This is a genomic window from Streptomyces sp. NPDC002138 (assembly GCF_040296485.1).
In the GTDB taxonomy this organism is placed as follows: domain Bacteria; phylum Actinomycetota; class Actinomycetes; order Streptomycetales; family Streptomycetaceae; genus Streptomyces.
This window is the reverse complement of the sequence record NZ_JBEOXE010000047.1, coordinates 1-14,126: the sequence shown is the minus strand read 5'-3', so window position 1 is coordinate 14,126 and position 14,126 is coordinate 1. Positions and strand designations below refer to the sequence as shown.

The following is a 14,126-nucleotide window of genomic DNA, read 5'->3' as shown; positions in this document are numbered from 1 at the left end:
GCGCGGATTTCGAGGAGTGTGCCCCGGTGCCGTCCCATCTGCCTGCCCCCGACGGTGTCGACGTCCAGGAGTCCCCCACCGCCGGTGCCTGGGGTGAGTGGAACCCGACCGAGGACTCGGCCCGCGCGGTGCGCGGCAAGCACCGCGTGGCGCGCCAGCGCGGCGGACTGGCCCGCAGCTCCACCGTGCTCGGGGTCGGCGTCATCGCGGCCGTCGGAGCCGGCGGCATCGCCACCGCGCAGGACCGCCCGCAGGTCGCCATCAGCATCCCGTCGCTGGGCTCCCTCGGCGGGGACGACGCTCCGGAGCGGGGCGCGGACGGATCCGAGCACGGGATCGTCCAGAGCCAGGACCACCACCAGGGCGGGAACGGGACCGACGGCTACGGCCCTGGTCGGGCGGAGGACGCCGGGCAGGGGCAGCGGGCCGTCGGCTTCGACGCGGGCGAGGTGCTGCGCCACCGGATCCTCCAGCAGGCCGAGTCCCAGCAGGACGCCGCCGCCGCGGCGGCCACGGCGGAGGCCGAGCGGGCCGCGCAGCAGGCCGCCGCCGAGGAGGCCCGGCAGAAGCAGGCCGCCGCCGACGAGGCCGCCCGCGCCGAGGCCGAGGCGGAAGCCAAGGCCCAGGCGCAGGCCCAGGAACAGGCGAAGGCCCAGGCCCAGGCCCAGGCCGCCGCTCAGCAGCAGGCACCCGGCGCGGGCCGGGCGTCCTCCGGTTCCTCGGGCCCGTCCGCTTCCGCGCCCTCCACGGCCGGCGGCTACGCCCTGCCCACCTCGGCGTACACCCTCACCTCCCACTACGGCGACGCCGGTTCCATGTGGTCCTCCGGGATGCACACGGGCCTGGACTTCGCCGCCCCCACCGGCACCCCGGTCAAGGCGGTGCACGGCGGGACGATCATCTCCGCGGGCTGGTCCGGCTCGTACGGCTACCGGATCGTGCTGCAGCTCCCGGACGGTACGCAGGTCTGGTACTGCCACCTGTCCTCGATGTCGCAGACCTCCGGCACGGTCTCCACCGGCGAGACGATCGGCCGGGTCGGAGCCACGGGCAACGTCACCGGACCCCACCTCCACCTGGAAGTACGTACCGACGGAGCGACGCAGGACCCGCTGTCCTGGCTCCAGGACAAGGGCCTGAGCGTCTAGGCACCGGTACGGGCACGGACACCGGCGCCGGTCCCTGGACCGGAACCCGGGGCGGCTCCTGGACCGGCAGCCATCCCGCGGCCGTCGCGGGCACCCGCGGGGGCGCCGCGTACAGCTCCTCCATGACGGCGGCGCGGGCCAGCGCCGGGCCCGCGGCCGCCCGGTCCCGCCACATGCGCTCCAGCAGCTCCCGCTCCCGGACCGGGAAGTCCACCGCGAGGCGCGGACCGCAGGTGCGGACCTCCTCGCGCAGCAGGGCGAGGGCCGCCGCGTCCGCCGTGTAGCCGGCGACCACGCGGGCCGCCGGACGCCCGCCCGTACGCCGTGCCAGCGCGCGGGCCAGCGACCTGGCCGGCACCGACGCGAGCGCCGGCACCTCCGCCGGGCCGAGCCAGCCCGCCGCCGCGTACACCCTCAGCTCGCGGGCGACCGTACGCAGTTGACCGCGCCGGATCCGGACCGCCAGCCACACCAGCGCGACGAAGGCCGGGACCATCACACAGCCGTAGACGGCGTAGAAGCCGTACGCCCCCAGCTCGGACGAGCTGTTCCACAGCGCGTGCGCGCCCATGGCGAGGGCCAGGCCCAGCAGCGGCAGCCCGATCCGGACCGGGCGCCGGGTGCTGCGCGCGGCCACGCCCAGGCCGAGCCCGGTGAGCGCGGTGAACAGCGGGTGGGCGAAGGGGGACAGCATGATCCGGACGAAGAAGGTGGCCGCGGTCATGGAGTCGAGCACGCTGGTCCCGGAGTCCAGGTCCTCGCCGAAGGCGTTGCCGAGGTAGAGGATGTTCTCGGTGAAGGCGAAGCCGGTGGCGGTGAACCCGGCGATGGCCAGGCCGTCCGCGGGGCCGGTGAAATGCCGTCGCCGGAAGGTGAACACCAGCAGCAGGGCGGCGGCCTTCGCGCTCTCCTCGACGACGGGAGCGATCGCCACCGAGCCGAGCCGGTCGGCGGCGGAGGGATCGGCGGCGGCCGAGGCTATCCACTCGGTCGCGAAGTTGTTGGCCACTATGGCGATCAGGGCCGCCGTGCACGCCCCCCACCCGGCGCAGAACAGCAGCCGGGACCAGGGCAGCGGCGCGGCCCGGCCCGGCCAGCGGAACGCCGCCATGAGCGGGGCCACCGGCAGCAGGGCCAGGCCGAGACCGACGAAGAACCCCGCGGTACCGGTCTGTTCCCGCACCAGCTCCAGGATCGCCACGCCGGACAGGGCCAGGCAGGAGAGCAGGGCGACGAGCACGCACATGCGGACCGCGCCCGACGGACGTGCGAGCACACCGGGGAGCGCTCGGAACACGTCTTCACCCTAGCGAGCGGGTCCGACACGCGCAGTGACGTTGTGGGTTGTCCCCGTTACGGGGTACGGCGGAACAGCAGATCGTGTACGACGTGCCCCTTGTCGAGGCCCTGGCCCTCGAACCGGGTCAGCGGCCGGAAGTCGGGGCGCGGCGCGTAGCCGCCGTCCGCCTGGGTGTTCTCGAACCGGGGGTGCGCGCCGAGGACTTCGAGCATCTGCTCGGCGTACGGCTCCCAGTCGGTCGCACAGTGCAGTACGGCCCCGGGGGCCAGCCGGGTCGCGGCCAGGTCGAGGAACTCGGGCTGGATCAGCCGCCGCTTGTGGTGCCGGGCCTTGGGCCACGGGTCCGGGAAGTACACGCGCAGCCCGGCGAGGGAGTCGGGGGCCAGCATCTCGCGCAGCAGGATGATCGCGTCGCCGTTGGCGACGCGGATGTTGTCGAGGCCGTTCCGCTCGGCGAGCGCGAGCAGGTTGCCCTGGCCCGGGGTGTGCACGTCGGCGGCCAGGATCCCGGTGTCCGGGTCGGCGGCGGCCATCTGCGCGGTGGCCTCGCCCATGCCGAAGCCGATCTCCAGGACGACGGGGCGGCCGTCGAAGAGCTTGTCGAGGTCGATGACGTGGTGTCCGTCGATGTCCAGGCCCCAGGTCGACCACTTCCGGCGCAGCGCCTCGCCCTGCCCGGTGGTCACCCGGCTGCGGCGCGGCTGGAAGCTCCGGATCCGGCGCTCGTGGTGCGACCCCGCCGGGTCGGGCGCGGGCCCGTCGGGAAAGCGGGGCTCCGTACGCCAGCGCGGCGGGACATAGGAAGCCGCCCCTTCGGGGGCGTCGGGGTTACCGGGCTGCGGATTCAATGACTCAGACACAATCCCCAGATTCTACGACCCCGACTCCCCGCCGCCCCGCCCCAAACCCCCGCCCCCACGCGCCCTCGCCACCGCCCGAGGCACCCGGGCCCTGCCAAATCCATGCCGACGGGCATTCGGGGCCGCGCCACATCAGCCCCGCCGGCGTTTGAGGCGCCGCCGGAGGCAGGGCTGGCGCCGCCGAGGGTGCGGGTTCTGGTCACCTCTGCTCCGGGCCGGAGCCCCGGCCGCATCCAGCCCGCCGGAGCCGCGGCCCGGCCCGGTCAACTCCAGCCCGGACGGCGTTCGAAGCCGCGCCAAAATCAGCCCCGCCGGCGTTTGAGGCGCCGCCAGGGGCAAGGGAACCGGTCAGCCGCGAAGCATCCGCAAGGCCCGCCGCGCCACCTCACCCCCCACCGGCAACGCCACCCCCGCCCCCTCGGACGGCAGGTTCAGCACATGCACCACCCCCTCCGTCTCCCGGACCTGGAGGTCATCCCCATGCACCCCGTCCCCGTCCCCGGCACCGTCCCCGTCCCCGCCACCGCCCGCCCCCGGCACCGGCACAAGATCCGCCCCCGACACCCCCGGCAGCACCCCCCGCACCGCCTCCACGAACGCCGGCTCCGACAACGGCCGCCGCATCCCACCCCCGACATGCACGACCCCGTCGACCCCCCGGATCAGGCACACCCCGTGCACCGCTTCTCCCACCCCCGGCGGAGCCACCCGCACCACCCCCCGCACCAGCGACGGCCGCGCCAGCCGGTAGACCTGACCCGGACCCGGCACACCCCGCCCCCCGGCGCACCGCACCAGCACCTTCGCCCGCAGCACCTCGCCGGAGGCGACCCGCACCTCACAGGCCCCGGACCCGAAGCCGGACCCGAAGCCGGACCCGGACCCGGCCCCGGACCCGAAGCCCCCCGCCCGCCCCCCGATCCGCTCCACCCGCACCCCGTACCGGACCTCCGCCCCCGACGACCGCACGAGCTGCGCCGCCACCCGCCCCTCGTCCACGATCGCCGTGCTCCCGACCCGGACCGCGGCCGGCGCCCGCACCTCCGGCTCGTACTCCCTGATCTGCGCCGGACCCAGCTCCCGCACCGGGATCCCGTGCCGACGGCCCCGCTGGGCCAGCGCGTGCAGCCGCGGCAGCTCCGCCCGCCCGGTGGGGAGGATCAGCTCCCCGGTCACCTCGTGCGGTATGCCGTGCTCCGCGCAGAACTTCACCATCTCGGCCGCGCCCCGCACCGCGAAGCGCGCCCTCGCCGATCCGGGCCGCGCCTGGATCCCGCTGTGGACGATCCCGCTCCGCCGCCCGCCGGGCCCCGCCTCCTCCTCCAGCACCACCACCCGCGTACCGGGAGCGAGCCGCGCCAGGGCATGAGCCGCCGACAGGCCGACGATCCCGCCGCCGATCACCAGCACGTCGCATTCCACGCCGCCGTCACCTCCCACCCCTGCATCCTGCACCCCGCCACTGACAACGCGGCCACGCCGACCACCCCGGCACAGGGCCACCCCGGCACAGGGCCACCCCGGCACAGGGCCACCGGCACACGGGCCACCCCGCCCCACCGGCCCACCGGTCCGCGCCCGCCCGCCCGGCAGGCCCCCCTACGCGGGCGTGACCAGCAGCGGCCGCGCCCGCTCGCGCAGCTCGGCGACGCGCGGTTCGTCGCCGTACGGTTCCAGCCGGTGCAGCAGGTCCCGTACGTACTCCGTGGTCCGCGCCGAGGAGATCCGCCCCGCGACCTCCACCGCCCGGGTGCCCGCCGCGCAGGCCGCGTCGAGATTGCCGGACTCCAGCTCCGCGACCGCGCTCACCACCAGGCGCAGCCCGTGCGAGCGGACGTACTCCTCGGTGGGGCGGGACAGTGCCTGTTCGGTGAACCGCCGGACCTGCCGGGGCAGTTTGAGGTCCCGGTAGCATTCCGCCGCATCCGCTGCGAAACGGTCGTACGAGTAGAAACCCAGCCAGGTCGGATCCGGGTCCCCGTCCCGCGCCCGCTCCAGCCAGCCCTCCGCCGCCCGCAGCGCGGCCCCCGCGGCCACCGGATCGCCCGACTTCGCGTGTGCCCGCGCCTCCACCAGCCGGAAGAAGCTCATGGTGCGGGACGTGGCGAGCCCCCGGTTGCGCTCGACGGCGGCCTGCGCGAGGTCCACGCCCTCGTCCGGGAAGTCCCGGTAGGTGGCCTGGAGGGACATCGAGGCCAGGACGTACCCGCCGAGCGGCACGTCGGCGGCCGCCCGGGCGAGGCGCAGCGCCTGGATGTAGTAGCGCTGGGCGGCCTCCTGCTGGCCGGTGTCGAAGGCCATCCACCCGGCGAGCCGGGTCAGTTCGGCGGTCGCCCCGAACAGCGCCCGGCCCACCTCGTCGGTGTAGGAGCCCAGCAGCAGCGGCGCCGCGTCCACCCGCAGGCACTCCGGGACCATCGAGGAACGCCAGTCCCCGCCGCCGTACTTGGAGTCCCAGCGGCGCGCGTCCTCGGCCGCCTCGCGCAGCTTGGTCACATCGCTGTGGCCGACCCGCTGCGGTGAGGGATCCGGGAGGACCACGGCGGGGGACTGACCGGCCGCGCGGGGCGTTTCGGGGCCGGACTGCGCGGGCACAAAGGAGGTCGGCGGCGCTGCGGCCGGTGCCGCCGGGCCGCTCGAAACCCCGCCCGTCGTACCGCCCTTACCACCGCCCGCAGTACCGCCCGTACCGCCACTCGTCGTACTTCCCGTACTTCCCGCACCGCCCGTACCGCCGGCCGTCGTACCGCCGGCCGTCGTACCGCCGCCGCCCGAGAGAAGGGGGCCCGGAGCAGTGGCCTCGCGCGCGACCGAGCCGTCCGCCGGAGATATCAGCCAGCGCGACGCGGGCGTCGCGTACGCCGCCACGGAGAAGGAACCGGCCAGGGACTGCCAGATCCCACCGCCCCCGCGCCGCCCCGCGAGGTCCAGCCGGTAGAGATCGGTGGCCGAGCGCACCGCCGCCCCGACATCGCGGGGGAAGGCGAGACCGACCTCGGGCGCGGGGTCCGCGTCCGCCAGCCCGATCTCGTGCAGCGGCACCGGCCGCCCCAGCTTGGCGCCGATGGCGGCGGCGATGAGGTGCGGAGCCGCCCCCTGCGGCACCATCCCCTTGGACACCCACCGGGCGACCGAGGTCTTGTCGTACCGAAGCGTCAGTCCGCGCTGCGCTCCGAGGTCGTTGACCCGCCGGGCCAGCCCCGCGTTGCTGATGCCCGCGAGGGCGAGGACGGCGCCGAGCTTCTCGTTCGGCTCACGGAGCTCCCTGGACATGCGCCACCCCTCGTCACACACGTGGAACGCAGACCGTCATCGGGGCATAGGCGCCCGGCAACGTAAACCCAGCGTAGTTCGCCGCATCCCAAGCGTTAAGGCCCCGCCTTCCGGATGGCGAGATTGTTGTCCGTACGCACAGTCGTGGCCGGGGTCGCACCCGGGGCGCACGTGTCAGTGCGTGCTCCGTCCGTGTGGCCGTGCGCCCACCCGTGCGCTCTGGCTCCCCCCGGGGCCCGGCGATTCGATGTGCGGTGCGTGGGTCGGCCCGACGCGTGGATCCGGCGGGCCGGGGGACGCCGCCGCCTCAATCCCCGCGGGTGGCGGTACGGTCCGGGGGGCGGACGCCGCCTCCCGGACCGCGCCCGCGCCAGGGCACTCAGTACGGCTGAAGAATGGCCGAAACCGACCTATGGGGCGGTGGGAACGGAACGCCAAATACCGCGTGTGCGGGGCGTGTTCGTTTGCATGTGCGCCCCCCTTAACCACTCTCGCACGCCTGTCTCGTGGCAGCATGGACCCGAGCCACCCGGGGTCCCGCCGTCCGGCCGTCCGGCCCCGGTCACGTGCCCACAGGCTGGGGAGACGGCTATGCGGTGGTTGGTGGGCTGGAGCAGTATCGCCGCAAGCTTCGGCACGGCCGGACGCGTCGGCGCCCCGTCGGACGGGCTGCGCGGCGGCCTCGCGGACGCCCCCCGCGCCTCGTACGCCTCACCACCCCCCTACGGATCGACCGGCTTCGACGGTGGCGCGTACCCCGAACAGGGCGCGTACGGCGCCTACGGCGAGCCCGACGCCTACACGGAACGCACCCTCCACCCCGTCGGCGCCCAGCTCCTGTGGGGCGACCCCGACCCGCTGTGGGCCGTCGGCGACTGGCGCCCCGACGAGATCCGCACCGTCACCGCCGACCCCGCCGACCCCTTCACCCGGCTCGCCGTCCTCGGCTGCTGCGGGGCCGACGACGCCGCTCTGCGCCGCGCCCTGTTCGCCGCCCGCGGCGGGGCCCTGCGCCACCTCACGCAGTGGTCCGGCAGCTACACCGCCGTCGTGCAGGCCGGCCGGCGGATCACCGTCGTCGGCGACCTCGCGGGCGCCCGGCCCGTCTTCTACACCCCCTGGGCGGGCGGAACGGCGTACGCCACCGCGGCCCTCCCGCTCGCCGACCTGATCGAGGCCCAGCTCGACATCGGCCACCTCGCGGCCCTGCTGGCCTGCCCCGACAGCCCCGAGGCACTGGGCGACGGCACACCGTACGCGGGGGTGCGCCGGATTCCGCCCGGGCACGCGATCATCCTGCGCGAGGGCTCCCGTGAGATCACCGGGTACGAGCCCGTCGCCTCCCTCGCCGTCGCCGCGCCCGAGATGGAAGCCGAGGCCGCGACCGAGGGCGTGCGCGAAGCACTCGTCGACGCGGTGCGCGCCCGGCTCACGGCGCCCCGCCATGCCCCCGACACCTTGCCCCACGACCCGGGACCAGTCCCCGGCATGGGACCGGCCGACCGCCGTGCCGCCCGCGGCGCCCCGGCCCCGGGCGTCGGCGCCGACCTCTCCGGCGGCAGCGCCTCCGCCACCCTCGCCCTCCTCGCCGCCGGGCTGCCCGGTGCCCCCGGCACCGTCCTCGGCCACGGCTCCGGCGCCGGGGAACGCCTCCTCGCCGTCACCTTCAACGACCTCACCACCCCCCGGGGCCGCGAGGGCGACCTCGAACGCGCCCACGCCATCGCCGCCAACCCCCGCCTGCACCACGTCGTCGTGGCCGCCGCCGAGGAAGCCCTCCCGTACGCCGAACTCGACGGCCCGCTCACCGACGAACCCGGCCCCTCGCTCGTCCTCGCCGCCCGCGACCGGCGCCGACTGGCCGCGGGCAGCGCCGACCACTTCGTCGGCCACGGCGCCCGCCAGGTCCTCGACGCGCACCCCGCCCGGCTGGCCGACCTCCTGATGGACCGCCGCAGACGCCACCTGCTGCGCCCGGTCGCCGCCCTGACCCGCTCGGCGGGGGCCGAAGGCCAGTTCCAGGGCCAGTCCCTCCTCATCCCGCTGACCGTGTACTCCGCCGCCCGCCGCCTCGCCCGTACGCCCTACCGCGCGGGCATGGAGGACGCCGCGGCCCGGCTGCGCGAAGGCCGCCTGCCCGTCGGCGCCGCCACCCCGCTCGACGCGTCCCTCGCCGCGCTCACCTGGTGCCGGCCCGGCCCGGCCGCGAGCTGGCTGACCGGCGAGGCCCTCGCCGAGGTCTCCGTCCGGCTCGCCGCCGCTGCGGGCCGCCCTCCGCTCTCGCTGCGCCCCGGCGAGGCCCGGGCCCGCTCCGTCCTCGCCCGACACGCGGCCGACCACCGGGTCTTCGAACAGGCGGTGGAGGTCCGCAGCCAGCGCCTGCACGCCCCCTTCCTCGACAACCAGGTCGTCCGCGCCGCCCGCGCCCTGCCCGAATCCCTGCGCGTCCAGCCGGGTGCCCGCGCGGCGATCCTGCGCACCGTCCTCGCGGGTACGGGCGTACGCGAACTCCCGCCCGGCTGGGGCGCCCCCGCCCACTCCGCCAACGAGACGGCGGTCCGCCTCGGCCTGCGCGCCGCACTCGACACGCTGCTCGCCCTCTTCACCGCGCCGCTCCTCGCGGACGTGGGCCTGATCGAGGCCCGGGTGATCCAACAGGCCCTGATCGACGCGGCCGACGGCCACCCGGTCCCGCTGGACGGCCTCGCCGAACTGGTCTCCGTGGAACTCTGGCTCCGCCGCCTGATGTCCCGCCGGGGCACCTGCTGGACGGGCACCTCGTCCGCCCGCCGCCGCGCGGTCCCCACCGGCGTCCCCCTCCGCCGCCCGGCCCTGTCCTGAACCCACCCCCGCCCGGTGCCGCCCGGGCGAATGCGGGCCGGCCCGGCCTCCGGCGGGCCCTCAATCGCCGGGCGGGCTGGTTTGGCCGGGGTGGCCTGGTTACGGGGGCCCATCTCAGCCTCGCCGGTGTTTGAGGCGCGGGTCGGGGTGGAGCCCGGGTGCGGGCCGGTTTGGCCTCCGGCGGGCCCGCATTCGCCCGGGTGGCCTGGTTTGGCCCGGGCGGTGCTTTGCCTGGCGGCGACGGTCGCGCGTTGCTGCGCCCACTTCAGCCTCGCCGGCGTTTGAGGCGCGGGTCCGGGCGGAGCCCGGTTTCGGGAAGGGGCGGGTAGGGGACAGCCCCGCGCAGCGGCCCCGCCCCCACCCCCAAGGCAAAATGACCCCGTGCGGTACCTGATCCTCGGCAACACCGAAGCCCGTGACGATTCCGGCGCCCCCCTCCCCATCGGCGGCGCCCGCCTCCGCGCCCTCCTCGCCGCCCTCGCGCTGCGGGCCGGCGCCCCGGCCGTCCCCGTCCGGGTCCTGGTCGACGAGGTCTGGGGCGACGCCCCGCCCCACGACGCCCCCGCCGCCCTGCAGGCCCTCGTCTCCCGCCTGCGCCGCACCCTCGGCGGCAAGGACACCGTCCAGTCCGACCCCACCGGCGGCTACCGCCTCCGCGCCACCCGGGACGACGTAGACCTGTACGTGTTCCAGCGCCTCGCCCGCCAGGCCGCCGAAGCCCTGTCCACTCCGGCCTCACCCCCCTCACCCCCCTCACTCGCCTCAACACCCCCACCACCCCACGACCCGCCCGCCCAGACCCTCCGCACCGCCCTCGCCCTCTGGCGCGGCCCCGCCCTCGCGGACCTCCCCGACCCCGCCACCCGCGCCGCCCACGCCACCGCCCCCGAGGCCCAGCACGCCGCGGCGCTCCGCGACCTCATCGAGGCCGAACTCCGCACCCCCACCACCGACCCGGCCACCCTCCTCCCGGAGATCGAGGCGCTGATCGCGGCCCACCCGTACGACGAACGGCTGCGCGCCCAGCAGTTGCGCGCCCTGCGCGCCGCGGGCCGCACGGCCGACGCCCTCGCCGCGTACGACCGCACCCGCCGCGACCTCGCCGAAGGCCTCGGCGCCGACCCCGGCCCGGAGCTGACCGCCCTCCACGCGGAACTCCTCCGGCCCGCCACCCCGCCCGCCAGCCCGCCCGCCGCCCCCGCCGAACGCCGCGGCAACCTCCGCCCGCGCCTCACCTCCTTCGTCGGCCGCGAGCCCGAACTCGAGTCCCTGCACGCCGACTTGTCCCGCGCCCGCCTCGTCACCCTCACCGGCCCCGGCGGCACCGGAAAGACCCGCCTCGCCGAACACGCGGCCACCCGCCACGCCGCCCACGCCGCCCGTACAGACCACACCAACCACACCGCCCACACCCCCCACGCCGCCCACACGGCCCCCGCCGAACCGGTCTGGCTGGTCGAACTGGCCCGCCTCGACCACCCCGCGGCCGTCCCCGCCGCCGTCCTCAGCGCCCTCGGCCTGCGCGACGCCACCCTCGTCGCCCGCGAGAAGGCCGTCGCCCAGGACCCCACCACCCAACTGCTCGAACACTGCGCCCAACGCCGCCTGCTCCTCGTCCTCGACAACTGCGAGCACGTCATCGGCGCCGCCGCCGAGCTGGCCGAGCGGCTGCTCACCCACTGCCCGGGCGTGCGGATCCTGGCCACCAGCCGCGAACCCCTCGGCGTGCCCGGCGAGAACGTCCGCCCCGTCGAGCCCCTCCCGCCCGATCCCGCGCTCCGCCTCTTCGCCGACCGCGGCGCCGCGGCCCGGCCGGGGTTCACCGTCGAGGACGATCCGGCCGCCGCCGCCGAGATCTGCGCCCGCCTGGACGGGCTCCCGCTCGCGATCGAGCTGGCGGCGGCGCGGCTGCGGCTGCTGACCCCGCGGCAGATCGCGGACCGCCTGGACAATCGTTTCCGCCTGCTGACCAGCGGCAGCCGTACGGTCCTGCCCCGGCAGCAGACCCTGCGCGCGGTGGTCGACTGGTCGTGGGACCTCCTGGACGCGTCCGAACGTACGGTCCTGCGCCGCCTGTCGGTCTTCGCGGGCGGCTGCGACCTGGCCGCCGCCGAAGCCGTCTGCGCGGACGGCGGCGATCCCCGCGACACGGCCGGAGTCGCCGATGTCACCGACGTCGCCGACATCCTCGGCGCCCTGGTCGACAAATCCCTGGTCCTGGCCGACCCCTCGCCCGTGACGACCACACCGGGCTCCCCGCCCGCCATGCGCTACCGCATGCTGGAAACCATCCACGAGTACGCCGCCGAGCGCGCCGCCGAGGTCCCCGCCGACCGGGCCGCCACCGCGCGCCGCCACACCGCCCACTACACGGCGCTCGCCGAAGAGGCCGAGCCCCTCCTGCGCTCCTCCGCCCAGCTCCCCTGGATCGCCCGGCTCGAGACCGAGCTGGACAACCTGCGCACCGCCTTCGCCGCCTCGCTATCCACCGCCACCGCCCCCGCCCCCGCCCCCGACACCGAGACCGCCCAGCGCCTCGCCTTCGCCCTGGGCTGGTTCTGGTGGCTGCGCAACTACCGCTCCGAGGGCGCCGAATGGACCGCCCGCGTGCTCGCCCTCGACCCCGGTGAACCGCCCGTCGACACCCCCGCGTACTGGCGCTGGATGCGCCTCCAGCTGCTCCACGTGTTCCTCATCGCGGAAACCCGCCCGATCGAGGAGTTCCGTACGCCCGAACGCCTCGCCATGGCCGACCGCATCCAGCAGGCCTTCCGCCGCAGCGGCCCGGAGACCGCCCGCTTCCCCGGCATGCTGTGGCCGCTGACCTCCTACCTCGCCGGCGACGCCCTCGACTTCCACGCCGGACTCGACGTGACCGTCGCCAACTGCCGCCAGTACGCCGGTGACTGGGAACTCGGCGTGACCCTCATGCTCCGTACGCACGTCGCCATCGACATCACCGGCGGCCTGCCGACCGTCGACGCCGACCTGGCCGAACTCCAGGAGATCGCCCGCCGCGTCGGTGACCGCTGGACCCGTGCCCAGGTCGCCAGCGCGGCGGGTGAAGTCGCGCTCTCCCGCGGCCGGTTCGCCTGGGCGCGCGCCGCGTACGAGGAGTGCCTGCGGCTCGCCCGCGAGGTCGGCGCGCACTTCGAGGCGCCGTTCGCGCTCGCCCGGATCGCGGAGACCGCCTTCTGTACGGGCGACGCGCCCGGCGCCGAGCGGCTGCTGGCCGAGGCGCACGCCGAGGCGCGGCGGTCCGGGGTGCATGACGTGGAGGCGTTCGCGCGCCTGCTCGCCGGGATGATCGCGCTGGACGAGGGCGACCTCCCCCGGGCGCGCGCCGAGTACGAGCTGGCGCTGGCCGGGTCCCTGCGGACCACCGTCCCGGCGCAGTTCTCGGCCGGACTGGGGAATCTGGACGCCGTCCTCAGGGGGCGGGAGGAGGGCCCGGCTGCCGGGCTGGCCGTGCTCCTGCCGACGCTGGAGACGGCGATCGCCGGGCACTGCGCGGAGCGGGTGCTGGCGGTGCTCGCCGAAACGGCCGCCGTGCTGCTGTCCGAGGCGGACCGGGCCGCCGAGTCCGTACGCGCGCTGGCGGCGGCCACCGCCTGGCGGGACGGCTTCCCGCGCTCCGTTCCCGAGGAACTGTTCGTACGGCCGCTGTCGGCCCGCGACAAGGCGGCCCTGGGCGCGGACCGTTACGACCGTGAGGCGGCGGTGGGCGCGGCCCTGACCCCCCGGGAACTCCTCGCCACGCTCACCGGCAACGGATCACCAGTAGCCGCTCCCCAGTAGCCGCTCACCGGCAGCCGCTCCCCAGTAGCCGCTCACCGGCAACTGATCACCGAGTCGGCCCAGGCCGCCAGCGTCAGGTCGGCGCGCCCGTCGGCGTGTTCCACGACCAGCCGCAGCGTCTTGCGCCCGCTCAGCCCGACCTGGACCGGCACCGCGGGGTCGCCGTAGCCGACCGCGCCGGACCGCCACAGCCGTACCCCGTCACCGTAGACCGAGAACCGCACCGTGCCGTCACCCGGCAGGGACAGCCCGTCCACCCCGGCCCGCGCCGAGAAGGAACCGCAGGTGCGGTTCAGCGCGATCTCCACCGACGAGCGGGCGTTGACGGTGATCCCGTGCCCGAACCGCCGGTCGCCGACCACCAGCCCCCACCGCTGCCACACCCAGCTGCTGCGCCAGGTCACCACTTCGGGGCCGCTGTGGTCGCCGAGCACGGACTGCTCCAGGCGCACCAGCTGGTACCCGGAGGGGGCCGGCGTCGGCGAGTGCCGGGACGGACTCGGCGTCGGCCGCCCCGGACTCGGTTTCGCGGGGGCCGGCCGGGAGGGCGCGGCCGACCGTGAGGGCGACGGCGTACGCGGCGCGGAAAGCCGCGGCGAGGGTACGGGCGCCCGTGCGACCGGCGGCTTCGGCGCGGGCGGATCGGGCACCGGGCTGAGCGGGGGCGGCGGCGCGTCCGGGACCGCCGGCGCGGCCACGGTCGCCCTCGGCGGCACCTGAGCCTCGGGCTTCGCGTCGTCCCCGGCCAGTGCGAACACCACCCCGGCCGCGGCGGCCACCACGACCCCGGCGGCGATCGCGGCCTTCGCGGGCAGCCCGAGCCGGGTGGCCAGCGTGCGCGAGCGGTCCCGGATGTCACCGACCGTCTTGAGCGAGGTGAAGACCGCGCCGTGGAAGGTGAACAGG

The 14,126-nt window shown here is 76.1% G+C and carries 8 protein-coding genes; 3 read left to right on the top strand and 5 right to left on the bottom strand.

Annotation, left to right across the window (positions count from 1 at the left end; genetic code table 11):
• Positions 1-26 precede the first annotated feature (26 nt).
• On the top strand, positions 27-1,148 hold the full coding sequence (locus ABT084_RS26730; RefSeq protein WP_502969207.1) for a M23 family metallopeptidase: 1,122 nt from the start codon (positions 27-29) through the stop codon (positions 1,146-1,148).
• Here the strand turns inward: ABT084_RS26730 and ABT084_RS26725 are convergent.
• From ABT084_RS26725 to ABT084_RS26710, 4 genes are all read right to left on the bottom strand, one after another.
• Positions 1,057-2,394, bottom strand: coding sequence for a PrsW family intramembrane metalloprotease (locus ABT084_RS26725; protein ID WP_351048917.1), 1,338 nt, complete (start codon positions 2,392-2,394; stop codon positions 1,057-1,059). The two genes, ABT084_RS26730 and ABT084_RS26725, sit on opposite strands and share 92 nt — an antisense overlap.
• A gap of 107 nt (positions 2,395-2,501) precedes the next feature.
• The gene (gene trmB / locus ABT084_RS26720; protein WP_502969206.1) at positions 2,502-3,308 is read right to left on the bottom strand and encodes a tRNA (guanosine(46)-N7)-methyltransferase TrmB; all 807 of its coding nucleotides are present in this window, start codon (positions 3,306-3,308) and stop codon (positions 2,502-2,504) included.
• A gap of 348 nt (positions 3,309-3,656) precedes the next feature.
• A complete protein-coding gene (locus ABT084_RS26715) occupies positions 3,657-4,730 on the bottom strand; it encodes an FAD-dependent oxidoreductase (RefSeq protein WP_351048815.1) in 1,074 nt (357 codons plus the stop codon).
• Between the two features lie 177 nt (positions 4,731-4,907).
• The gene (locus tag ABT084_RS26710) at positions 4,908-6,581 is read right to left on the bottom strand and encodes an NsdA family TPR-like regulatory protein (RefSeq protein WP_351048812.1); all 1,674 of its coding nucleotides are present in this window, start codon (positions 6,579-6,581) and stop codon (positions 4,908-4,910) included.
• 591 nt (positions 6,582-7,172) lie between these two features.
• Here ABT084_RS26710 and ABT084_RS26705 point away from each other — a divergent pair.
• Positions 7,173-9,422 carry an asparagine synthase-related protein gene (locus ABT084_RS26705; RefSeq protein ID WP_351048809.1) on the top strand — a complete coding sequence of 750 codons (2,250 nt, stop codon included), beginning with the start codon at positions 7,173-7,175 and terminating at the stop codon, positions 9,420-9,422.
• Between the two features lie 381 nt (positions 9,423-9,803).
• Positions 9,804-13,220: an ATP-binding protein gene (locus ABT084_RS26700; protein ID WP_351048807.1), complete on the top strand. Its 3,417-nt coding sequence runs from the start codon at positions 9,804-9,806 to the stop codon at positions 13,218-13,220.
• A 32-nt stretch (positions 13,221-13,252) separates the two neighbouring features.
• Here ABT084_RS26700 and ABT084_RS26695 read toward each other — a convergent pair.
• Positions 13,253-14,126, bottom strand: an 874-nt coding sequence (locus ABT084_RS26695) for an NPCBM/NEW2 domain-containing protein (RefSeq protein WP_351048804.1), incomplete at its 5' end; no start/stop codon positions are given.